13 protein-coding genes and 1 pseudogene are annotated in these 22,836 nt (G+C 61.8%); 9 read left to right on the top strand and 5 right to left on the bottom strand.

Features of this window, described 5'->3' with window-relative positions; genetic code table 11:
* Positions 1–207: 207 nt before the first annotated feature.
* On the top strand, positions 208–2,052 hold the full coding sequence (locus tag FGU65_RS08470; protein WP_301664012.1) for a hypothetical protein: 1,845 nt from the start codon (positions 208–210) through the stop codon (positions 2,050–2,052).
* Between the two features lie 18 nt (positions 2,053–2,070).
* On the top strand, positions 2,071–3,279 hold the full coding sequence (gene larC, locus FGU65_RS08465; protein ID WP_301664011.1) for a nickel pincer cofactor biosynthesis protein LarC: 1,209 nt from the start codon (positions 2,071–2,073) through the stop codon (positions 3,277–3,279).
* Between the two features lie 9 nt (positions 3,280–3,288).
* Here larC and FGU65_RS08460 read toward each other — a convergent pair whose 3' ends face one another.
* Positions 3,289–3,966 (bottom strand): DUF72 domain-containing protein, encoded by a 678-nt coding sequence (locus tag FGU65_RS08460; protein ID WP_301664010.1) that lies wholly within the window; start codon positions 3,964–3,966, stop codon positions 3,289–3,291.
* Positions 3,967–4,017: 51 nt separating this feature from the next.
* Positions 4,018–4,755 (bottom strand): SAM-dependent methyltransferase, encoded by a 738-nt coding sequence (locus FGU65_RS08455; RefSeq protein WP_301664009.1) that lies wholly within the window; start codon positions 4,753–4,755, stop codon positions 4,018–4,020.
* A gap of 118 nt (positions 4,756–4,873) precedes the next feature.
* Between FGU65_RS08455 and FGU65_RS08450 the strand changes: the two genes are divergently transcribed.
* From FGU65_RS08450 to FGU65_RS08420, 7 genes and pseudogenes are all read left to right on the top strand, one after another.
* The gene (locus FGU65_RS08450) at positions 4,874–6,988 is read left to right on the top strand and encodes a PAS domain S-box protein (protein WP_301664008.1); all 2,115 of its coding nucleotides are present in this window, start codon (positions 4,874–4,876) and stop codon (positions 6,986–6,988) included.
* Between the two features lie 138 nt (positions 6,989–7,126).
* On the top strand, positions 7,127–7,681 hold the full coding sequence (locus FGU65_RS08445; protein ID WP_301664007.1) for a HEAT repeat domain-containing protein: 555 nt from the start codon (positions 7,127–7,129) through the stop codon (positions 7,679–7,681).
* Positions 7,682–7,889: 208 nt separating this feature from the next.
* Positions 7,890–9,905 carry a PAS domain S-box protein gene (locus FGU65_RS08440; protein WP_301664006.1) on the top strand — a complete coding sequence of 672 codons (2,016 nt, stop codon included), beginning with the start codon at positions 7,890–7,892 and terminating at the stop codon, positions 9,903–9,905.
* A 160-nt stretch (positions 9,906–10,065) separates the two neighbouring features.
* Complete coding sequence (gene ppk1 / locus FGU65_RS08435) at positions 10,066–12,225, top strand: polyphosphate kinase 1 (protein WP_301664005.1); 2,160 nt, start codon at positions 10,066–10,068, stop codon at positions 12,223–12,225.
* Between the two features lie 5 nt (positions 12,226–12,230).
* Positions 12,231–14,186 carry a CHAD domain-containing protein gene (locus tag FGU65_RS08430; protein WP_301664004.1) on the top strand — a complete coding sequence of 652 codons (1,956 nt, stop codon included), beginning with the start codon at positions 12,231–12,233 and terminating at the stop codon, positions 14,184–14,186.
* Between the two features lie 22 nt (positions 14,187–14,208).
* Positions 14,209–14,766 (top strand): annotated as a pseudogene (locus tag FGU65_RS08425) (HD domain-containing protein); the annotation flags it as partial.
* Complete coding sequence (locus FGU65_RS08420) at positions 14,748–16,322, top strand: Ppx/GppA phosphatase family protein (protein WP_301664003.1); 1,575 nt, start codon at positions 14,748–14,750, stop codon at positions 16,320–16,322. The pseudogene FGU65_RS08425 and the gene FGU65_RS08420, both read left to right, overlap by 19 nt.
* A gap of 9 nt (positions 16,323–16,331) precedes the next feature.
* Here the strand turns inward: FGU65_RS08420 and FGU65_RS08415 are convergent, their stop codons facing one another.
* From FGU65_RS08415 to FGU65_RS08405, 3 genes are all read right to left on the bottom strand, one after another.
* Positions 16,332–17,933 (bottom strand): PEP/pyruvate-binding domain-containing protein, encoded by a 1,602-nt coding sequence (locus FGU65_RS08415; RefSeq protein ID WP_301664002.1) that lies wholly within the window; start codon positions 17,931–17,933, stop codon positions 16,332–16,334.
* Between the two features lie 7 nt (positions 17,934–17,940).
* Complete coding sequence (locus FGU65_RS08410) at positions 17,941–19,887, bottom strand: hypothetical protein (RefSeq protein WP_301664001.1); 1,947 nt, start codon at positions 19,885–19,887, stop codon at positions 17,941–17,943.
* Positions 19,888–20,140: 253 nt separating this feature from the next.
* Positions 20,141–22,729, bottom strand: coding sequence for an Nramp family divalent metal transporter (locus tag FGU65_RS08405; protein WP_301664252.1), 2,589 nt, complete (start codon positions 22,727–22,729; stop codon positions 20,141–20,143).
* Positions 22,730–22,836 lie beyond the last annotated feature (107 nt).

Here is a 22,836-nt window from a genome sequence, read left to right as displayed (position 1 = left end):
GTCCTCCCGCAAATCGAGGGAAACGATCGACCAGGGCAGGAAACAATCGTGCCATTTTCGGGAAAAATTGCACACAGGTATTTTCCAGCCTCACAGACTCCGCGGAGCGCCACATGCCTCCCGATACCTTTCCGGGGTGCGCCGAAAGCCGCACCTATTTATACGAGGCGGACAAGGATTCAAATATCCACACAGGAGGTGCTTGCAATGACGGAAGAGAGAGAGAAGATGCTGCTCGCTACGGTGAGCGCCACAACTTTCAAGCCCGATTATATGACGAACGATAAACTGGAGGCGGCAACCCGGGGACACGGTGCACTCGTCATCCCCGTATTCTGCGCAGCAAACTCCCTTGCGGAGGATATCTTCTGCAGTATCGGGGCGCCGGAGATGCACCTCCTCGACCGGATGGCGGTGCTCGACGCCGCGGCGCCGCACCTGCCGCTCGACATGGTGATCGAAAAAGCCGTCCGCGAGGCGAAACGGGCAGGCGCCGCACCCGAGAACGCCGCCCTCATCGTCGCAGCGCTCGCCTACTTCAGCGGCAGCTGCGCCCGGTCCGGGGTGCCGCTCGGGAACCGGAAACTCGGCGCTATCGCCAGGATGCACGCAGGAGCAGGGCGAACAAGCGCGATCGCCCTGACCACGAACAAGTTCACCCACCGGGTGCCCGCCTTCCCGGCGTACCTCGCGATATACCAGGAGCTGATGGACAAAAAACTGACCCGCGTGGACGGTTTGGTGCTCCCACCGTTTGTGGCGGGCGGCGGCGTCTACGGCCACGCCGCCCTCGGCGAGGACTACAACATCCCTGAGCTCGCCCGGAACGCGGCGAAGGTCGGCACCGAGGCGATGATGAAGGCCATGATCGGTGCCGGGATCACGCCCTACCCGCTCTGGCCCGCCCTCATCGCATCGGCGGTCACCATGGAGCTCGTCCACCCCGATGCGCTCCTCGGTGAAGAGTTCGGTTCGTTCGGCAAGGTCGACTCCGCTTACCTCGCAGGGAAGGGTGCCGTCGAAGCCGCCGGCCTCCCGGAAAAGCTCCACATGCGGGGGACGGGCGAGGAGTACGACACCGCCCAGATCGTCGGCGACTTCGGGCTGATCCTGAAAGACATCGGCGGCCCCTCCGTCATCGGGTCGATGGCCATGAACGAGATCTTTGCAGGCTTTGCGGAATCGGCGATGATCGGTGCAGGGTTCTCGGGAGGTCCCGTGAACGTGCCGCTCGGCCACCTCGCAGGCGACACGCTCCCGGCGCTGCGGCTCATGGTGAAGAACAACGGCGACGTCGACAAGACGGCGGAGACCATTAAAACCTACAAGAAAGAGTCGTTCATCGACCCGGAGATCGCCCTGACCGCCCTCAACACCATCGCGCGGAAGGCCGAACAGGTCACCCGGGGTTCGGTCACCGCGGCCTGTATCCTGGCAAGCGAGCCGGCCCGCGACCGGGCGATCTACCGCCGGGCGGTGCGGACCTACGAGATGATGAAGGCGGGCAAGTCGGTCGAGGACGTCGCCCACGCCCTCGACGCCGAACGCCTCGCCTACGTCGAGAAGCGCGGTTCTGCTATCCTCTCCGCGTTCACCGGCAAATCGATCGAATTCAAGTTCACCGAGGTCGCCCCCCAGGCGCGGCGGACGGACAAGTTCACCGCAAAATTCTGGGGATTCGATGCGAAAGCGTCGTATGACATCACCATCGACGGGAAGCAGTACCATATCGAGAACCTGACCGCAAAAGTCGTCCCCGACTACGTTCTTGAAGGTAAGGGGCGTGACGACCCGAACATGGGAACGGCGATCTTCGCCGGCGCCGTCCTCCTGCAGGAGCTCCAGTACATCGGGCACACGATCATTAACCTCACCGTTCCGGCCGCCATGGCAGCCCTGGTCGGCATGGACGCTGCGGAGGCAGGGAAACGGGCGGCTTCGGGAGCGTACCTGACGAACGCCATCCCCGGCGGACGGGAGACGGCAACGGAGGTCGCCGGTCTCGCGCAGAAGGTCTACGCACGCCTGAACGAACCGATGCCTGAGGCGTAACATCACGTTCCGGATACCATGAAGGCGCTGGTCATCGACCCGAAGATCGCAGGAATAGCGGGAGATATGCTCCTCTCCTCCCTCATCGACCTAACGGACTCTGCCGATCTCCTTGACCCGCTGGCCGGAGCCATCGCCGGGCTCGGCCACTGCCGGGATTTCTCGTTCATCGCGGAGGAGGTCGATGCCGGCGGGATCACGGCCGTCCGCCTCGATATCAGGATAGAAGAGGAGCGCTCCGGCAACGGCGACGATCTCAGGCAGTCGCTCCTCGAGGTGGCCGACGCCGCCGGGCTGCCGGAACGCGCACGCAGCCGGGGGCTTGCGGTGCTGGACGATCTCATCGCCGCAGAGGCAAAACTCCACCGCACCGGGTTTCACCTCCACGAAATCGCCTCCGTCGACACGATCTTCGATATCCTCGGCTCACTGCTCATCCTCGAAGACCATGGGTTCCTCGACGGCGTCATCTATGCAACGCCGCCCGCTCTCGGCGGCGGGGTTATCAGGATGGCGCACGGGGAGATTGCAGCCCCCGCTCCGGCGACGCTGGAGGTACTCTGCCGGCACCGCCTCCCCTACACCTCCCTCCCGGCGGAGACAGAGCTGACGACGCCGACCGGAGCGGCAATGCTCGCTGCGATCGCAGAGAAGGTCGTCGATCCCTACCCGGCCATGACCCCGGTCCGGGTCGGCTACGGTGCAGGCACGAGGGGAACGCCGGGGAAGCCGAACGTCCTGCGGGTCGTCGAAGGAGAGGCCGCACCGGTGCCGCGGCGCCGGGTAGTGATGCTGGAGACGAACCTCGACGACATCTCCGGCGAGCTGATCGGGTATACGATCGAGCGGATGATGGCCGAGGGGGCGATCGACGTCTTTGTCACCCAGGCGATCGGGAAGAAGAACCGGCCGGTCTCGATTATTTCGGTCATGGTGCATGAACCCGACGTCAACCGGATGATCGCCGCACTGATGGACGAGACCGGCACTCTCGGCGTGCGCATCTGCAACGTGCCGAAGGTCGTGGCGCACCGGTCAAAGGAACGTATCCCCGTCACCATCGGCGGCCGCACCTTCCCGGTGCAGATAAAGACATCGACGCTGGACGGCAGGGTCGTTGCGCGAAAACCCGAGTACGACGACCTCGCCGCCATCGCGCGGGAACTGCACCTGCCGCTTCGCGCCGTCGACGAGGCGGTCAGACGGTGCCTGCCGGGCGGCGGATGACCGCCCGCATTACGTGAAGAGTTTTCGCATCGCCTGTGCGTTCTTGAGCATGGCGTGGTTGTTGTTGAAGAATATATAGGCGCTCTGCGGGGCGGTGTCCCGGATCCTGTCACGGATTCCGGCGAGCTCGCCCTCCGTATAGTCATGGTGGTACCAGGCGGTTCGCCCGTGCATCCGGAGGTACAGCCGATCGCCCGGGAAGATCCGCTCCTGAAAATCGGGAGAGTCGACCGAGACGAGCGTGGCGACCTCGCCGAGCGCCCGGCACGCCGCATCGTCGCCGAGGAGATCGGGGTTGCGGACTTCGAGGGCGAAACGTTTGTCGAGATCCGTCTCCTCGGCAAACGCGATGAACCGATCGGGATCGCTCATCATCGGCGGCGCCTGGAAGAGATAAAAATCGATGAGGTCGTCCATCTGCCGGTATCGGTCTTCGAACCGGTTCCATACATCGAGGGCTTTTTCGTTGAATTTGTGCCGGTGCGTCACCGACCGGTTCACCTTGACGCTCCAGCGGAGATCCGATCCGGCATCCGCCCATCCGGCAACGGTCTCTTCTTCAGGAAAACGGTAGAAACTGGCGTTCAGTTCAATGGCGTTCAGCCCCGACTTCCCGGAGACCCATTCGAGGCTCTCGTCCGGGTTCCACTCGTATGCCCATCCGCTCGTCCCGACGTAGACGTCCATGCCGGGTATCCAGGTACACCGGCGGTATAATGATTATGGTGGCGTCCGGTATCAGCCGGCTGCGGGCACGAGCACGTACATCGCCCAGCCCATATGCTCGCGCCCGTACCCGAAGTATTCGTCCTGGATCTGCCGGAGATAGCCGGCAAGTTCGTCCCGGTCCGGATGGTCGGGGTGTGCGGCGAGCCATGCGAGGAGCGACTGCCAGATCCCTGATTCGTAGCGGTCCCAATCGTCTTCGCTCGCCCGCACGACGGCGGCGAGGTCGAGCCCGGCATCCCTGACCGTCCGGAGGACCTCGTACTCGGTCAGGACTTCCGTCCATTCCCGTGCAAACTCCGGCGGTGCCCCGTCATGCCGCCAGTAGCGCTCACCCATGACGATCGTCCCCGCATCGTGGACCAGGTCAAGCATCGCGTGGAGCGCAGGCTCAAAACCGTTCCAGATATGCGATGCCCCAATGCAGACAGCGCAGTCGAAGAGCTCGTCCGCCACGAAATCGCGCCCGTCCATGCAGAGCACGGAGATCCTCGTATCAAGCCCGGCCTCCGCGAAGAGCTGCTCCGCCGTCTCGCACGCCGGCCGCCGCTGCTCGATCCCGATCCCCGATATGCCGAACCCCTCACCCCAGAGGGCGAGGATCGTGCCGTTGCCGCACCCGACCTCAACGACCCGCGAGACGGGAGAAAGACCGGCAGCCTCTCCTGCGGCAAGCACCTTCTCCGGGGTGGTCGGGTTCATGATCGGAAGCGCTCCCTGGGCAATGGTGACGATATCGTGGATCTCCATAGACCTGATCTCCGGAGGAGATGGAACCGATGAGATGATGAATGGTTCCTTTCCGCTCTGCCGTCACCTCCAGAAGCAAGATATAAATACAGTTAAGCTATCATCGCTTCACAATGCTATGCAGGAAGAGCACGATATCCAGACGCGGATCCTTCGTGCTCTCCGGTTCCGGCCGAAGGGCATGACGATCACGGACGTGGCGAAGCAGATCGGGGCGACCAGAGGTTCAGCCGCCAAGCGCCTTGAGATCCTGCAGATCGCCGGCAGGGTCGACGTCCGGAGCATCGGCAACGCCAAGGTCTACTCGCTCGCCCAGCGCGTGCCGATGTCCGCCTTTCTCTGCTTCACGAAGAACCTGATCCTCATCCTGGACGAAACAGGGCGGATCGTTCAGGTCAACGACCAGTGCCTTCGGGCTCTCCGCCGCTCGAAGGACGACCTGATCGGACTGACGCTCGAGGAGGCGGCGCTCCCGGTCATCTCCAGCCCTGAGGCGATCGCCGTCATCGAGGGGCTCGAGCGCGAGCAGGTTGTCACCGACCTTCGCTACCGGAGTGACGGGAAGGACTTCTTCTACCAGATGCAGGCAATTCCGACGACCTTCGACGACGGGGAGACGGGCGCAACGCTCGTCCTCGAAGATATTACCGAGCGCAAGCAGTATGTCCGGAATATGGAGTTTCTCGCCAGAACCGGCAGGGATTTCAGAGACATGGGAGAAGGAGACGACATCTACGAATACGTCGCACTACAGGTATACTCCCTTGCTCCCGGATTCCTGGTGTGGGTCGGCATCCTCGACGAATCGAACCAGAACCTCGTTCTTAAAAGTGTTGTCGGGAACCCTATCGCCCTGGATACTATGCACCGGCTCATGGGAGTGAAGCTAGAGGGTATGACCTTTCCCATCAGCACGGCTGATACCGCAGCCCTCATTCAGTATCAGACGCTGGTCAGGACTCCGCCGCTGTATCGGCTCCTGCACATGCAGGTTCCCGAAGAGATCTGCCGGCAGATCAAGGAGATTGCAGGGGGCATCGACTCCTGCCTGATGGGGCTGGTCTCCAAGGCGAGGATCGTCGGCGACGTCGTAATCTCCCTTTCCAGCGGCGCAAATCTCCCGAACAGGGATCTCATCGAGGCATTCATACGGCAGGCTGCAATTGCAATCGACAGGAAGATCGCCGACGACAGCCTCAGGCAGAGCCTCGAACGCGAACAGGAACAGGTCAGGAATCTGCTGTTCCTCTCCCGGACCGCGATGGAACTCGTCGATATGCCGGCGGAAGCGGATCTCTACCAGTACGTTGCCGATCGGATCGACGAACTCATTCCTGATGCCCGGGTCTTCGTCGTCTCCTACGACGAGGGCAACTGGCAGTTCTTCATGCAGGCGATCGCCGATGAAAACTTCCGGGAAGGGCTGAAACAGTCACTGGGGTTTGATATCGTCGGCATGGCCTTTCCCATCGGGGATCTCTTCGGCGCCCCGTACGGTGAAGCCCTTCCAGCACTCTTCACATCGCGGGAGCACATCTTCCGCCCCACATCGGAGGCGAGTGGCTGGCCGATTTATGATGTCTGCTTCCGGCAGATCCCGGAGGAGATCTGCGATGCCATCCTCTCAAGGTTCAACATCGGGAAGCTGAGCAGCATCCGGCTGGCCTGGGCGAACCGGCTCTTCGGGATAGCCGGCATCTTCCTCCCGCCCGGGGAGGTGCTCGAGCACCGGCAGGTGATCGAACTCTTCCTCCAGCAGGCCTCCATCGCCCTCGCCCGGCGGCAGACCGAGAACCGGCTCCGCCGCAGCGAGGCGCGGTTCCGGGACGTGATCGACTCCTCCCCCGTCGCCGCCGCCATCATCGAGAGCGACGGCCGCTACTCCTTCCTCAACCGGGCATTCACCGACCTTTTCGGCTACACACTCGCGGATATCCCCACCGGGCGGGAGTGGTTCCGGCAGGCGTTCCCGGACGCGGCATACCGCCGCGAGGCGATCGCCGCCTGGAAGGCAGACCGGGAGGAGAACAGCAGGGGCGCACCCCGTCCCCGGACCTTCTCGGTCCGGTGCAAGAGCGGCGAAGAGAAAGCGATCCTCTTCCGTCCGGTGGAACTCTGCGACGGCACAGAGCACGTCACCTACGAGGATGTCACCGAAGACCGCCGGGCATACCGGGTGCTGGTCGAAGAGATAGCCAGGCTGCAAAGGCAGGTGCCCCCTTCACCGGGATAATAAAACTATGCACGGCAGTACCATTTGCCGGTACCGCCCGGCACTGCCGGGCGGCAACATCGTTTGGCGGCTTCGATTCGCAAAAATTGATTATAAAACCGGGATATGAGGTCGATCGTCACAGGAGGTGGAAAGACGATGCCTGTTGTTCAAGAGCTGAGGGTGCGCAAAGAGACTGCACCCCCTCAAGCAGGTCGAACCGAACCGACCCAAACCGAAGAAGAGCAGAAGGTGCGCCAGGATGTTGCGGCCCTTCTGGATACCCTGCTGCACGGAGATACGTACAGCAGACTCCAGGCGGCCGGGGCTCTCGGAAGAATCGGCGAACCTGCAGTCGACCCGCTGGTACAGACCCTCACGGACAAGGAGACGAAAGCACGCTGGAATGTTGCCATGGCGCTCGCCCGGGTCGGTGAACCTGCCGTCGGCAGCCTGATCACCATCACGACGACCGCCGATGACCAGGTCCGGAACGCTGCCGTCTGGGCGCTCGCCGAGATCGGGGACGCCAGGGCAGTGGAGCCGCTTACGGCCATACTCAGGGGAGAACATTCCGAATGCTGCAGGGCACTGACCGCCGCCGCCCTGCTGAAGATCGGCGATCCTGCCGGCGTCGCAGCCGTCGGTGAAGAGCTGGCTGCGGGAGGGGGAGCCTTCGAAGGTCTTGTTATGGAGGCATACGAGGGGACGTGATCGTCTCTTCGACCCCTATTTTCGACCCTTTCCCGGGAGCCGCACCGTATTTCCCCGCACCTGCCCGGGCTGCAAAGTTTTATTGCTCCTGTCGATGCGATGCACCATCGTCATGCATTCGAGCCAGGAGGCAGCTTCCCGGATCCTGAACACTCTTCGATTCAGGCCGAAAGGGATGACGATATCGGAGATATCCCATAAAACCGGCATGAACAGGAACTCAGTTGCAAAGTACCTGGAAATCCTCCTCATCTCCGGGCAGGTGACGATGGATGAGATCGGCAACGCAAAGGTCTACACGCTCTCCCGCCGGGTTCCGATCTCGGCATGGATGGATACCACCAGTGACGGCATTCTCATCCTGGATACCGATCTTGGCGTCATTCGGGCGAACGACCGATTCCTCCATCTGGCCGGTGCGAAGAGAGACGATGTCATCAACCAACCTCTTCCAGAGATCGCCGCAGAGGTGCCGGTGATCTCGGCCATCTACGACATTCTTGCGGAAGGAGACGATCGCGAGGTGACGGTGGAAGCCGTCCCTGTCCGGTGCGGTGACGAACGGCGGTACTACCGGACGAAATGTATCCCGACGGTCTTTGAGGACGGACGGCGCGGCGCAACCGTGATCCTTGAGGACACAACCATACAGACGAAGACCCACGCGCTGGAGGCACTCCTCGCCTGCATCGTCGATTCCTCCGACGACGCCATCATCGGTGAGGATCTGGACGGCACCATCGTCAGCTGGAATCCCGGGGCGTACCGGCTCTACGGCTATCCGGCAGAGGAGGCCATCGGCAGACCGATCTCTCTCCTCTTCCCCCCAGAGCGGGAGGGAGAACTCCTTTATCTGCGAGACCGTGTCCGCCGGGGAGAACGGGTCGAACACTTTGAGACGGTCAGAATTGCAAAGGACGGGTCGGCGATCAATGTATCGGTCACACTCTCACCGATCCTCGATCAGCACAGCGAAATCATCGGAGTATCGACGATCACCCGGAACATCTCCACGCAGAAAGCAGCAGAAGCGAAGATCGACAGAGCGAACTGGCTGCTCTCCGGCATCATCGACTCGCTTCCTGATGCTACGTTTGTCGTCGATACGGAAGGCCGCATCATCGCCTGGAACCGGGAGATGGAGGCGTTGACCAGTCTTGTGAAGCGCGACGCGCTCGGGAAAGACAAACTGGTCGACGCCGTCCCCTTCTACAGGGAGTTGCTGGGTATCATGAACGGATGCGCCGGTGCCCCGGAGGGCGCGGCCATCCAGACAGGTTTCAGACGGACCGGTGACACCGTTGTGAGCACGGGACACTGCCCCGGTGCCTATGGCGGGAAGGGAGCGTATCTCTGGGCGAAAGTGTCATCTATCCTCGACCAGAACGGGGATCGGATCGGCTCCATCGCCTCGATCCGCGACATCACCGATCTTAGCGCTGCTGAGGAACGTCTCCGGCAGAGCGAGAGGCGGCTCCGGCTCGCGGTTACTCATGCCCCGTTCGCCCTCTCCGTCATCGACCGGGCGGGACATTTCATCTGCTGCAACAAAACATTCGCAGACGTGTTCGGATACACCCCCGACGACCTCCCTCCAGGGAAGGAACTGCTCTATCAGGCATTCCCGGATCCCCCATACCGTCGCGAAGTACATGCCGCCTGGAAAGAATTCGTTTGCCAGGCAGAGAAGGGTCTGACCGAATCAAGAACATGCAGGGTCAGGTGCAGGGACGGCGAACTGAAGATCGTCATCTTCCGGGCAGCACCGCTCACCGAAGGAACCTATCTGCTCACCTGCGAAGACCTCTCCGAAGCCCGCCGGATCTTCTCCCTCCTCCTCTCCGAGATGCTGGAGATGCGGCGCGCCGGGGGTGGTCAGGAAATTAGCGAGCAGACCGGCGCAGCCGTCGCCCTCACCGATCCTGCCGGGTATATCTCTTTCATCAACCCGGTACTCCTGGGGTTATGGGGTTACACCGTACAGGAAGAGCTCCTGAACCGGCATGCGACAGAGCTCTGGGACGACCCGGGCGAAGCCTCCGACATCTTCGCCCGGGTCAGGCAGGGGGCGGACTGGTGCGGGATGATGAGAGGGCGAGCCCGGGACGGCACGGCATTCCCCGTGCTGGTCACTGCCGATCCGATCGGCGATGAAACCGGCAGGGTCACCGCACTGGTGCTGGCGGCGGTGCCCCTGAACCATTCACGGAATAGGCCGGTGTGATAGCACGCGCACCGAAGATTGGAGTACTCTTCGGCACCGGCAGAGGGGAAGAGAGGACAGAACTATTATTCCTGCAGTTCAATAGAGTAGCCGGAACAAAATACATTTCACTATATACATATTCGCCTGCTGCCTGTTCGGGCAGCAGGGGGAGAGACCAATGTCATCCGATCCCGATACCATCCCCATTCATGCCCCAAAAAAGCATCCTGAAGTCCCCCTGGAGGAACCCCGGCTCTACATCAACCGCGAGCTCTCCTGGATCCAGTTCAACCGGCGTGTCCTCGAAGAGGCACAGGAAGAACGACATCCGCTGCTTGAGCGGGTGAAGTTTCTCGCCATATTCGCCAGCAACCTTGACGAGTTCATGATGATCCGCGTCTCGGGGCTGCGGCGGCAGCGTGCGCGCGGGGTTCTTGAGGCGCCGCCCGACGGGATGACGCCATCGGAGCAGCTCGCGGCGATCCGGCAGGAGCTGATGCCTCTCGTCGAAGATGCCTCCAGCTGCTGGCAGGACGATATCCTCCCGAAGCTGAACGAAGCGGGAATCCATATCCGCCGCCACGCGGACCTTGCAGAGGGAGAGAAGCGGAGACTTCGCGACTTCTTTGAGCGGAGGGTCTTCCCGGTGCTCACTCCCATGGCCTTCGACGTCAGCCATCCGTTTCCGTTCATCTCCAATCTGAGCCTGAACCTCGCGGTGGTCATCAACGACCCCCAGCGCGGGGTAGTCTTCTCGCGCGTCAAGGTACCGATCGATGTCCTTCCCCGGCTTGTCAGGATCCCCGAGGAAACGACCGAAGGCGGCACGAAACCGGAGCAGGCGCTGGAGTACAACTTCGTCTTCCTTGAGGACCTCGTTGCCTCCAACCTCGACCTCCTCTTCCCCGGGATGGAGGTGGCGGCCACCTACCCGTTCCGGGTAACACGGGATGCAGATCTCGAGATCGAGGAGGATGAGGCGTCCGATCTCCTCACCGCCATTGAAGAGGGAGTGGAACTTCGGCGGATCGGCACGCCGATCCGCCTCGAGCTCTCCCATACCGTCCCGGCGTGGGTGCGCGAGATCCTCACCACCAAGTTCCAGCTCCCGGCGAGCCAGGTCTATACCCCGATAGGTCCCGTCGGCATCGCCGATCTGATGGAACTGACCGCCATCGACAGGCCTGACCTGAAGGACCAGCCCTTCCTCCCGGCCGTCCCCCCGAGCATCACCGATGCAGGCAGCATCTTCGATGCGATACGGCAGCACGACATCCTTCTCTACCACCCCTACGACAGCTTCGCACCGGTGATCACCTTCCTGCAGCAGGCGGCCGCCGACCCGGACGTCCTTGCCATCAAGATGACTCTCTACCGGGCTGGGTTGAACTCCCCCGTCGTCGAGGCCCTGATGGACGCCCGGATGGCCGGGAAACAGGTGGCGGTGCTCGTCGAACTGAAGGCCAGGTTCGATGAGGAGAACAATATCCTCTGGGCGCGTGCACTCGAACGAGCCGGCGTACATGTCGTCTATGGCCTCGTCGGCCTGAAGGTGCATGCCAAGATGTGCATGGTGGTGCGGCGAGAAAAGGACGGGCTCGTCACCTACACTCATATGGGGACCGGCAACTACAACGCAGGCACCGCCCGCATCTACACCGACCTTGGGCTCTTCTCCGCCGACCCAAAGATCGGTGCGGACGTCGCCGACCTCTTCAACGCCCTGACCGGCTACTCGCGGAAGATCGACTACCGCCAGCTCCTCGTCTCCCACGGATCGATGGGAACCATGCGACAGGAGGTTATCAACCTCATCGAGGGGGAGATCCGGCGGCAGGAGGAGCACGGCGACGGCTACATCGCTCTGAAGATGAACGCTCTCGTGGATAAACGGTGCATCCAGGCGCTCTACCGGGCATCCCGGCAGGGGGTGACGGTCGATCTGCAGGTGCGGGGCATCTGCTGCCTCCGTCCCGGCATCCCCGAAGTATCCGAGAATATCACCGTCACGTCGATCGTCGGCCGGTTCCTGGAGCACTCGCGGATCTATTACTTCCATAACGGGGGCGACCCGATCGTCTTCTCGGGCAGCGCCGACCTGATGCCCCGGAACCTCAACCGCAGGGTGGAGATCCTCTTCCCCATCCGAGACGCCCGCATCAAAGAGACGGTTATCAGGGATATCCTCATGGTGCACCTGCGGGACACGGAAAAATCCCGGCGGCTTCTGAACGACGGCACCTACGAGAGAGTCGTGCCAAAAGCCGGTGAAGAACCCCTGCACTCGCAGCAGTGGATGCTCGCGCACCGGGGCATCTGGCATACCGACGGAGAGTGAGACCAATGGCACGATCTCGAAAAGACCGCGGTCCCGACCCCGGATACTGCCTCTTCGGGGCAAAAAACCTCATAAAACAGGTACAGGCACTCAACGCAGAGATCGACGGGGTACGGCAGGCAGAGGATATCGAGTATATCCACCGCATGCGGGTGGCATCCCGCCGGATACGGGCAGCGCTTCCTCTTTTTGAAGACTGCTTTGCTCCTGGCGATTACAAACGCTGGAGGAGGGAGATCCGACAGATCACCCGGGCGCTGGGCGCTGCACGGGACGCCGACGTTCAGATAGACTTTCTTCAGGAGTACCGCGATTCCCTCGGCGTCGAGCAGACACCACCGTGGGGTGAACCGGCCTTCCTGCTTCACAACGGCGGGAACGAACCCGGCGAGGTCTCCCCGCTTCCATCACCGGCGGATGCAGGCAGGGTGGCGATCGTTCCCGGGCAGCAATACCTCCGTCCCGGTGCCGAATGTCTCCTCCTGCGGCTCCAACAGCACCGGCGGCGCCTTCAGCCCGACGTCATCGCCGCCCTCGACCACCTGATCGAGAGTGAAACAGTTCCACAGATGCAGGAAGCGTGCCGCCGTATCATCGTCGAAGCACGGATCCGCCACACCGACGTCCACACACCCCGCTCGTACGAACGCGCTTTCTTTCACATATCGATGCGTCTTGAGGAGCTCTTCTCTCACGAACCCTTCGTCACGATGCCCGACCAGATCGAGGAGCACCATGAGATGCGGATTGCGGCGAAAAGACTCCGCTATACCATGGAGATATTCGCCGATCTCTACGGCGACGGGCTGAAAACGCCGATCAAGGCGGTCAAGAAGCTCCAGGATCTGCTCGGCGATATGCATGACTGTGACGTCTGGGTCGATGACCTTCTCCGGTTCCGTGACGCGGAGCGGGAACGGACGGTGCAGTACTTCGGGCATGCCGGACCCTTCCGGTTCCTGGAACCCGGCATCTCCCATCTCCATGACGAGAGGAAGAAGAAACGAGACGAACTCTACACGGCGTTCGTTGCATACTGGGCAGAGCTCGCACAGGAGGGGCTCTGGGAGCGTCTCCGCGAGACCATCAGTGTACCGCTTCAGGCATCCTATCAGGGCGCTCTGCAGGGGCTTGCAGACGGGCGGGACGACCCTGGTGCCCTCCTTGCCCTGATCGGCGATGTCCACGCCAACCTGCCCGCACTTGAGGCGGTGCTTGAGGACGCCCGCAGGCGGGGTGCAACGGCGATCCTCAATACCGGAGATTTCGTCGGCTATGGAGCGTTTCCGGACGAGGTGGTCGACCTGGTGCGGCGGGAGCATGTCATCAGCGTCGTCGGCAACTACGATCTGCGCGTCCTCGCGTGGAGACGCCTGAAAAACGGGCAGAAACCAAAAAAACCGGCTAAACGCACGGCGATGAAGTGGGCACACAAACGTCTCTCCGAGGAGAACAGAACGTATCTTTCAGCGCTGCCACAGGAGGTGCGTCTCACCCTCGGCGGGAAACGGATCCTCGTCACGCACGGCAGTCCGGCATCCATCACCGAGTACATCACCGCCGAGACGCCGGTCACCCGCCTGCGGGAACTTGCCCACATGGCGCATGCGGATGTCGTCGTAACCGGCCACGCCCACCGCCCCTTCGTCCGTGAAGTCGACGGCGTCTGGTTCATCAACACCGGGAGTGTCGGACGCCCCGACGACGGCGACTCCCGCGCCTGCTATGCCCTGCTCGACCTCGACCCGGTTTCGGTCTGCCACCTCCGCGTCCCCTACGATGTCGAAGCGGCAGCAACCGCCCTCGCACGCGAAGGGCTTCCTGAAACCTTCGGCCGGATGATCAGAGCCGGAAGAAGTTTCGACGATATTGCCGACGGCAAGCAGGGAGCAGAGGCAACCGCATACGGCGTGACGCCTGCACCGGAGGTGAAGAGAGACGGACAGAACGACCAGGCGTGAAGAGCGGCAGGCAGCAGAAACTCTCGCAGAGGCGTATGACCCCGATCCCGGTCACGCCCGGCAGGTAGCGTTTCTCGCGCTCCGCCTCTTCGACGAACTTGCACCACTGCACCGGCTCGGCGAACGGGAGCGCCGGTGGCTCGAGTATGCCGCCCTCCTCCACGATATCGGATGGTCGGCAGGGGGAAAGAGTCATCATAAATACTCGTGCCGCCTTATTATGGAAAATAGTCGGCTTCCCTTCGACCCTGCAACCCGCCGGATCGTTGCCGCAGTCGCCCGGTACCACCGCAAGGCGCTCCCGTCAATGCGTCACCCGCACTTTGCCGCACTCGAACCCGGCGAGCGTGCATGCGTCAGAGCCCTCGCCGCACTGCTCCGGATCGCCGACGGGCTCGATGCCAGTCATACTTCGGCGGTTCGGGATATCAGGTGCCGCAGCGACGGCAAAATGACCGTCCTCACCTGCACCGGGGCACGGACGGCAGTGCCGGAGCGGGACGCGGCAGTGAAGAAAGGCGACCTCTTCCGCGAGACCTTTTCGCAGGAGATCGTGATCGAATGGCAGATCGTGCAGTAGAAAAGATCGTGGCGTTCATCGACCTCGGCACAAACTCGATCCGCATCCTCGTCGTGCGGCTGAACCCGAACAGCTCGTACACGATCCTGACAAAGCAAAAAGAGCTTGTGCGGCTCGGTGACGGTGAGTTCGAACACGGGAAACTTCTTCCCGAGGCGATCGAGAGAACGGTGACTGTCTGCAGGAAGTTTGCAGAGCTCGCCCGCAGCTTCGGTGCCAGCGAGATCGTCGCGTTCGCCACCTCGGCAACCCGTGAGGCGAAGAACCGATCCGAACTGCTCCGGCGCCTCGTAGAAGAGGCAGGTATCGAGTTCGGCGTGATCTCAGGACGTGAAGAGGCGCGGCTGATCTATCTCGGCGTTTCGAGCGGCATCGATCTCGGTGATCAATCGATGCTCTTCATCGACATCGGGGGCGGGAGCACCGAGGTGGGCGTCGGCGACCGGCACCGCTACCGGATCCTCGAGAGCCTGAAGGCGGGTGCCATCCGAATGACCAACCTCTTTACTTCCGGCAGCGAATCGGGTGTCGTGCCGCCCGAGAACTACCAGGAAATCCAGAGGCACATCAGAAGCGAAGGCATCCATGCCATGGGCCGTCTGAAAGGTGCAAGGTTCGATCTCGCGTATGGGTGTTCCGGGACGATTCAGACGCTTGCCGATACTACGCGACTGCTCTATCATCCGGAGAAGGCGGAGGACAATTTCGTCCTCACGCACACCGACCTACAGCAGACCGTGGCATATCTCTGCTCCCTGCCGCTCGAAAAAAGGCGGCGTGTACCCGGTATGGTAGCCGAAAGGGCCGATATCATCATCGGCGGTGCGGCCATTCTCGATGTGCTGATGGAAGAGCTCGCAATTCCCGGGATCCGTATCAGCGATCGCAGTCTCCGTGACGGTATGCTCGTCGACTACCTCTCCCGGATGGACGGGTTCCCGCACGCGGAGCCCCTCTCAGTCAGGAAGCGGAGCGTCATCCAGCTCGGCCGATCGTGCGGGATCGATGAGGCGCACGCGCTGACGGTAACCCGGCTCGCCCTGGAGCTCTTCGACAGCGCCGCCGACCAGAAACTCCACACATGCGGAGCCTGGGAGCGTGAGATGCTTGAGTATGCCGCATATCTCCACGATATCGGGTCGTTCATCTCCTTTAAGGGGCACCAGATCCACTCCCAGTACATCATCCGGAATGCGGACCTCCTCGGGTTCGATCAGCGGGAGACCGGGGTGCTTGCCCTCATCGCCCGATACCACCGGAAGAGAGTGCCCGGGAAAAAGGACGTTCTGATCACTTCGTTTGGCAACCGGGCGCGGCGTGCCGTCAGGGTTCTCTCGGCACTGCTGCGCTACGCGGAACACCTGGACAGGACGCATGCAGGACTCGTGCAGCACGCCCGTTTCGTCAACGCGCAGAACGGCGTGGTCTGTCTGCAGATCCAGTGCCGCGGCGACTGTGCACTTGAATACTGGGCGGTACAGTCCGACACAGGTGCGTTCAAAAAGACGTTCGGAAAAAGCCTGACCGTTGAGTGCATCCAATCCCGGGAACCATGACGGAGAGGGTTATCCCCTCCGGCTATCCGTCCAGGCTCTGACTGCTGCGAGAAGAGACTCGGGCCGCTCATGGAGAATGCCTGCCCGTCCGCGGTAGATCAGACCAGTATCTCCGTCCAGCGTTATGACGTCACCTTCCCGCAGTTCATGGCCGCCGAGCGTGCACCGCCGGCGGCGCTCGTCAATGGCAAGCCCTGTGCAGTTCACAATACAGATTTTTCCCATCTGCCGGGCAACCACTGCGGCATGAGACGTTCTGGCACCACGAGCAACAAGGATGCCGTCCGATGCGCTGATGCCGCGAAGATCGTCCGTGGATGCCGTCTCCCTGACCAGAATCACCGGGCCGCCGGCCGACGCCTGCTGCGCCCGGTCGCTCGAAAACACGATGCTTCCCGTCGCGACACCTGTGGAGGCGGAGGTGCCGGCGCCCAGCGATGGCTCATCCGCTACCACCTTCTGCAGCGTGATCGCATCGAGATCGAGACCCTCGAGGAGTGCAAGCGCCTGATCCCGGGACAGGAGCCCCTCGTTGCATGCCTCCACAGCGATCCGTAGTGCAGCGAGCGGCGTTCGCTTTCCGGCGCGGCTCTGGAGAATATACAGCACGCCCTTCTGCACGGTGAACTCAATATCCTGCATATCCCCAAAGTGCATCTCCAGTGTCCTTCCAATCCGGCTAAGGTTCTCGTAGACAGCAGGCATTCTCCCGGAAAACTCCCGGCAGCTCACCGCAGCCTGCTCTCCTGAGACCACGTCTTCTCCCTGGGCTCCGAACTTAAAGTCAAGCAGGAATTCATTCTCACCCGACCACGGATTCCTGGTAAACGCCACTCCCGCTCCGGAGTCCGCTCCCATGTTTCCAAAGACCATCGCCTGCACCACTACCGCCGTCCCGCGGAGATCTCCCATCGGATGTAGCCGGCGGAACGCCTCGGCGCGGGGGCTCATCCAGGATCGGATAACGGCCGCAACCGCCATCAATATCTGGGCCCGGACGTCTACCGGGAACGCAGCACCACCGGTCGACTCCAGGTAGTGACGCTCGTATTCGCCGCAGAGGTTCCGGAGGCTGGCCGCATCCAGCTCAGCCTCGTCCGGCACACCCTCCTCTGCCAGCGTATCCGCAAGCAAAGACCGGTAAGGAGCCGGATCCTGGCCACAGGCAACCGTCCCGAAGTTTTCAAGCAGCCGCCGGTAGGAGTCCCAGGCAAAGCGGGGGTTTCCTGTCTGCAGGATGAGGCCTCGGATGGTCCTGCGCGAGAGACCCACATTGAGGAGCGTCTCCATCATACCCGGCATAGAGACCGGCGCACCCGATCTGACCGAGACCAGAAGCGGCCGCCTGAGACTCCCGAGGCTCTGCCCCGTCGCACGTTCGAGGAAGGCGACTCCTTCATCAAGAATCCGGGGGATGTCGGATGGGAATGTCTCGCCGTTCCGGAAATAGTCCTCGCATATCGAGACGTTCAGGGAAAATCCCGGCGGCACCGGGATGCCAAGAGCGGCCATACGGGCAAGATTGGCAGCTTTATTCCCGAAAACAGATGCAGGAAGATCTTCCTGCACGCCGTAGCCGAAGGTTGCCAGTCGTTGTGTATCGTCTTCCATCGCCATCCTACCTCCCCATCCCTTCCAGGATATTGTCCCGGAGAATATACGCGGCCTTCATGGAGGCGTTGGTGGACTCTTCAATGGTGCGAGCAAGCTCAAAAGCCACCCGCATCTCGCGATAATCCGTGCTCTCCAGAAGGATTCTCTTCTCCGCCTGCCGGAGCGCCTCGTCGCACTCCTGCTCCAGGCCGACCATCCGATCGACCGCTTCGAGGAAGACCTGCATATCCTCGCGATCGCCTCCCCGATGGACACATTGTACCGCAATGAGCGCCTTCACAAACTCCTGCCCCTGCATCAGGGCAATCTCCGCCAGATTTCCGAGCTCCCCGTAGACACCCGGCGATCGGGTGAAGGAGGGCACCAGGGTTACAAAGAAACAGGCCTCTTCCAGGCAGTCCACCACGTCGTCCGCCACGCCGATCAGTTCAAAGAAGAACTCGGCAGCCTCGATCCGCCGGGAGAGGGATCTGACCGTCGTCACGTACTCATCGGCTCTTCGTTCCCAGCGTTTCGCCCGCTGTGCACTCCGGCAGATGAAATCGATCTCACCGCCGCGCTGCAGCACGAGCAGCGAGTCGCGGAGAACCGTCGCCACTTCCACTGCGAGGACTGCATGCTCCTCGCAGACTTCCAAAAGTTTTTCACGCGCCGATCGGAAGTATCCGAGCAGCTCGGCTTTAATCTCATCCTGAACGAGGAGAAGAGAACGGTTGGTGCAGAGGCCGACAGATGCTGTTCTGAGCACCCACTGGAGGTATTCCACCGTCTTTTCACGCCCGAGGATCTGGTGCAGGGGTTCGCCGTAGCGCAGGGGCATCCCGGCCGCGAGCTCGAGCGCATCGTAGATCAGCCGTTCACCGCCGAGCTTCAGGAACGCCATATGCCCGTATTCATTATCCGCTGCCCGCTTCAGCACAGTCACGGCGTCCTTGTTCCGGAGGAAGTTGCCCAGCCTTTTTCGAGCGCGGTTCCAGTCGATCAGAAAGACGAGCCGGGAGCCGAGGTGCATCAGGAACGCCCGGAGATCGGACTCGTCCCGTGCCGTATATCTGCCGACCGAGAGGTGGTAGAGGTTCTCCTCCAGCCGCGTGCTCCCCCTGCGGGAGAGCGTGTCCTCCCAGGCTACATCCCACGCCTCAAAGAGGCTGTGGAAGAACTGCAGGCGGGGCATATGCACGTCGGTATAGGTGATGGTGACCGTCATCTCCTCGACGGTGATCACCAGCACGTGCGCGTCGGTGAGACCGATGTCGTTCTGGAGCACGAGTTTCCTGCCGGTGCGGGTGGCGGTCGTTCCGAGCCCGGGATGGTCGAACTTTAAGGGAGCGGTGCGGTTGAGGCCGGCCATGAACACCGCCACGCGATCCGCGTCACCGTCGCCCAGGAGGTACGTCTGCGCCCCGTCGATGTTCTCCCGCGAAATGCTTCGCTGCAAGGCATTGAGTTCCTTGTGCAGATCCATGACCAGGAGGTGAAGGCTGTCTCCCGCACTCCGGTCGCCGGACGTAATACTCCAGATCACGCTCCCGGCGACCGGTTCTGCATCGGATTTTGGCAGCTCTGCGAGCAGGGCGGAAAGCCTGCTTTCAAACGCCTCCACACCCTGTCCGCCCCGGGAGATAACCGGAAGCGCCATCTCCTGCATGTACCCGCGGACGGCAGCAAAGATCTCGCCGGCGCAAGGGACGGAGTACACCCCGATGCCGCTTACCCGTGTCCCTGCGACCACATCGTCAAGTGCTGCGTTCTCAACCCCGGCGCTCTCCCGCTCCATCCGGAGGGTGGGGAACTCGCGGTTCGGATGGTCCGCCCGGTCGCAGGCGGTCTGGAGCAGAGTGAAGTAGTATTTGATGCGGTCATTTGCTACAAGGGCGGTGTTCACCAATCCAGGGAGCAGGAGATCGCCTTCGCCCAGTTCTTCTATGATGCACTTCTTCTCAGCAGGCATGAGAACACCCCTCAGCACCCGGCGCCGGCAAGCACACCGGACGCAGCCGAACCGATGCCAGCAGCCCCCTATAGCCGGACAACGACGTACATACCTGCAGAGAGATCCTCCCGGTATGCCCCGAGCTCCTCGCAGACGGTTCGAGTTTGATCAGAGCTTCTCCATGCACCCATATAGAACCTGCCGATGCAGCCTGCGTCCGTTCCAGTGGTGCTCACAGAAAGCCGGATACCTGAAGCCGGGGCACCCCGCATCAAAGATCCTGAACGCCTTCAGGAGGAGGGGGGGTTTCACCCGCAGGGGAGGGACTGCCCGCATTCAATACTGTTTCAATGCCCCTGTCGCGCAGGATAGCAAAGAAGACGACAAGCCCGACGGCATTCGCCAGGATCATCGGGATCAGCATCGTTCCGGCGATCTCGAGGAACCCACCCGCAGACGGTGCGAGGACGAAGACAGAGAAGCACGCTGCAAGACCTCCAAGGAAGATTAGCCGGAGATACGTCTGCCTGCCCCTCCAGCGGCGGGAGAGGTATCCGGCCAGAAGCCCGGCGATGAGTGGCGTGATCCCGGAGGCGATGGTCGTGGAATCATCAAAGAAGAGGGCGTAGGTGCCGCCGAGCAGGCCGGCCAGCAGACCGGCGGCCGGGCCGCCGAGCAGCCCTGCAAGCAGGGGCCCAAGATCGCGGAAAGTGACGATGAACTCCCCGATCTGAACATCACTCATCGTCCCGTATACCGAGACAAGACCGAAGATCGTCGCCATCCAGAGAATGTCCTGCGTCACCGGCCTCCCCAGCGCGAGGCGCCGGAACAGACCTGTCTGCGCCAGGAGAAACGCGACGAAGCCTATCACGGCGATATGTTCGAACAAGACGATGCCGATGGTGATACGTTCCTGATCCGATACGGCCGACACCAGAAAGGCCAGAGCCAGACCAATGAGGATGACAACGCCTCCCGTCTCGCTCCAGGTAAAGCTGCCGGCCTTGAGATGCTGAACCGTCCTTCTGAGGCTTCCGGCAGGATCGAGCGCCCTGAACGGACCTGCCGCATCCTGGTTTCGTATCATCATAAGGAAAAAGATGAGCCCGAGCGTGTTGGTGACGGTCATCGGGAGATAGACCATCCTGATGACCTCGATGACCTCGGCAGTGGGTGCCGGATAGGTGAGGAGCGGCACGAGGATTAGCAGGTGCACCGCTTCCACCAGGATACCGAGAGAGATGAACCGGAGGTAGGTGAAGGCGCCCCAGCGGTTCGAGAAGTACCCGGCTATCAGGCCTGCAGCAACGGTGCCGGCAAAGCAGGCCAGCGCTGTCCACCCGCCGAGGGAGTAGCGGTAGGCTCCACCGATCAGACCGGTGAGAAGCCCGGCGATGGGGCCGCCGAGCAGACCGGCGATCACGGGGCCGAGGTCGCGGAAGTTGATGATGACATCGCCGAACGGAATCCCGCGGACCGTTCCATAGATCGAGAAGAGGGAGAAGATCACCACGACCATCGCGGTGTCGACGGGCGTCAGGTATCCGGCTATCGCCCGCTGGACAAGGTTCGTCTTGAGGAGGAAATAGAGGACGCACCCCAGGACGGCAAGCCGCTCCAGCAGGGGTATGCCGAAGGTCAGGTACATCTCCTCCTGCAGGAGGGCGACCCCAAGAAAGCCGATGCTCCCGATACCCATGACCGCAAGCCACCTGCTCGAGCCGCGGGCGTAGGCAGGCAGCCGGGAGTCGAGGTAGATGATCAGAAACCCGAGGACCGCGAACATGATCGATGCCGCGGCCGCGACGTGATGGATCACATCCACCGGGTGCCCGAAGAAGACAACGCAGAGCATGATTGCGGCAAAGGCGAGCAGGATGATCCGGTACAGGGTCTTCTCGTCGAGGCCGACGGTGGTGGTCGACCGGAGGATCGCGGCGATCGCGCGGGCACGGCCGTCCATGCCGCTCATTGTGGCACCAAAGAGGGTGAAGAAACCGGTAATCAGAAAGACGCTGGCACCGTACGGGAGGTCGTCTAAAATATGGAGGATCCCGCCGAGAATCTCCTCGAGGCTGTGGTGATCCGCGCCGTGGCCGTGCAGCCCGGCATACCCCATCGCGATGAACGCGAATGCAAAGATCCCGACGATGATGAAGACCAGGACGAGATTGAGATTGACGCTCCGCATATGCGCCCTGAAGTACGATTCTCCATGCCGGTCGCCGATCTTCTCGTGCAGCCAGACCGAATAGAGCAGCAGGTTGAGACCCGATCCCACGGCTCCCATCAGCGCCATGATGGTGATCAGCGACTGATGCTCGAGGATGCATGCAAAGCCGTGGACAACCTCTCCACTGTTCGGAAGATCGATGGCAAAAAGGCTGTAGAGGATACCGAAGATGAGCACGCACCCCATTATGGTGAGGATGTGCTCGAACCTCTCGTACGAGTCTTTCCAGAGGAGAAAGACAATCAGAACGACACCAAAGACCGCGACTACTTCCCGCGTCGGGAGCCCTGGCATGAGCCCGGTCAGCATCGCCGCCGCGACGAGGGCGATGCCGCCGAAGGCTATCGTCTCCATCAGGTAGATGAACATGATGAAGATGACTTCCCAGTTCTTCGGGCCCGGAATCTCCCGGAGGCCGTCGAAGATATGCCTGCCCTGCGATATCGTATACCTGGCGATCCCGCTCGTGAACGCGTACTTAAAGATCAGGGTCAGGACGATGACCGCGATCAGCCCGTAGCCGTAGGCTGCACCTGCTCCGAGCAGTTCGGTAATGCCCGTCTCACCGCTCACTTCGACGGCAAGTACAAGAGCGGGCCCGAGGAAGAAGAGCCGTTCATTCAGCCATGGAGGGAGACGATCACGAATTGCCCGGGATGTCAGGCAGAATCACCTTATCCGGTAGCGTTTGGCCGTATCGGAAAAAAGGTTAGTCATTTTTACCGGCGCTT

Origin of the sequence: Methanoculleus frigidifontis (assembly GCF_030464345.1) — an archaeon.
Lineage (GTDB): Archaea > Halobacteriota > Methanomicrobia > Methanomicrobiales > Methanoculleaceae > Methanoculleus_A > Methanoculleus_A frigidifontis.
This window is presented reverse-complemented; position numbering and strand designations above follow the sequence as displayed.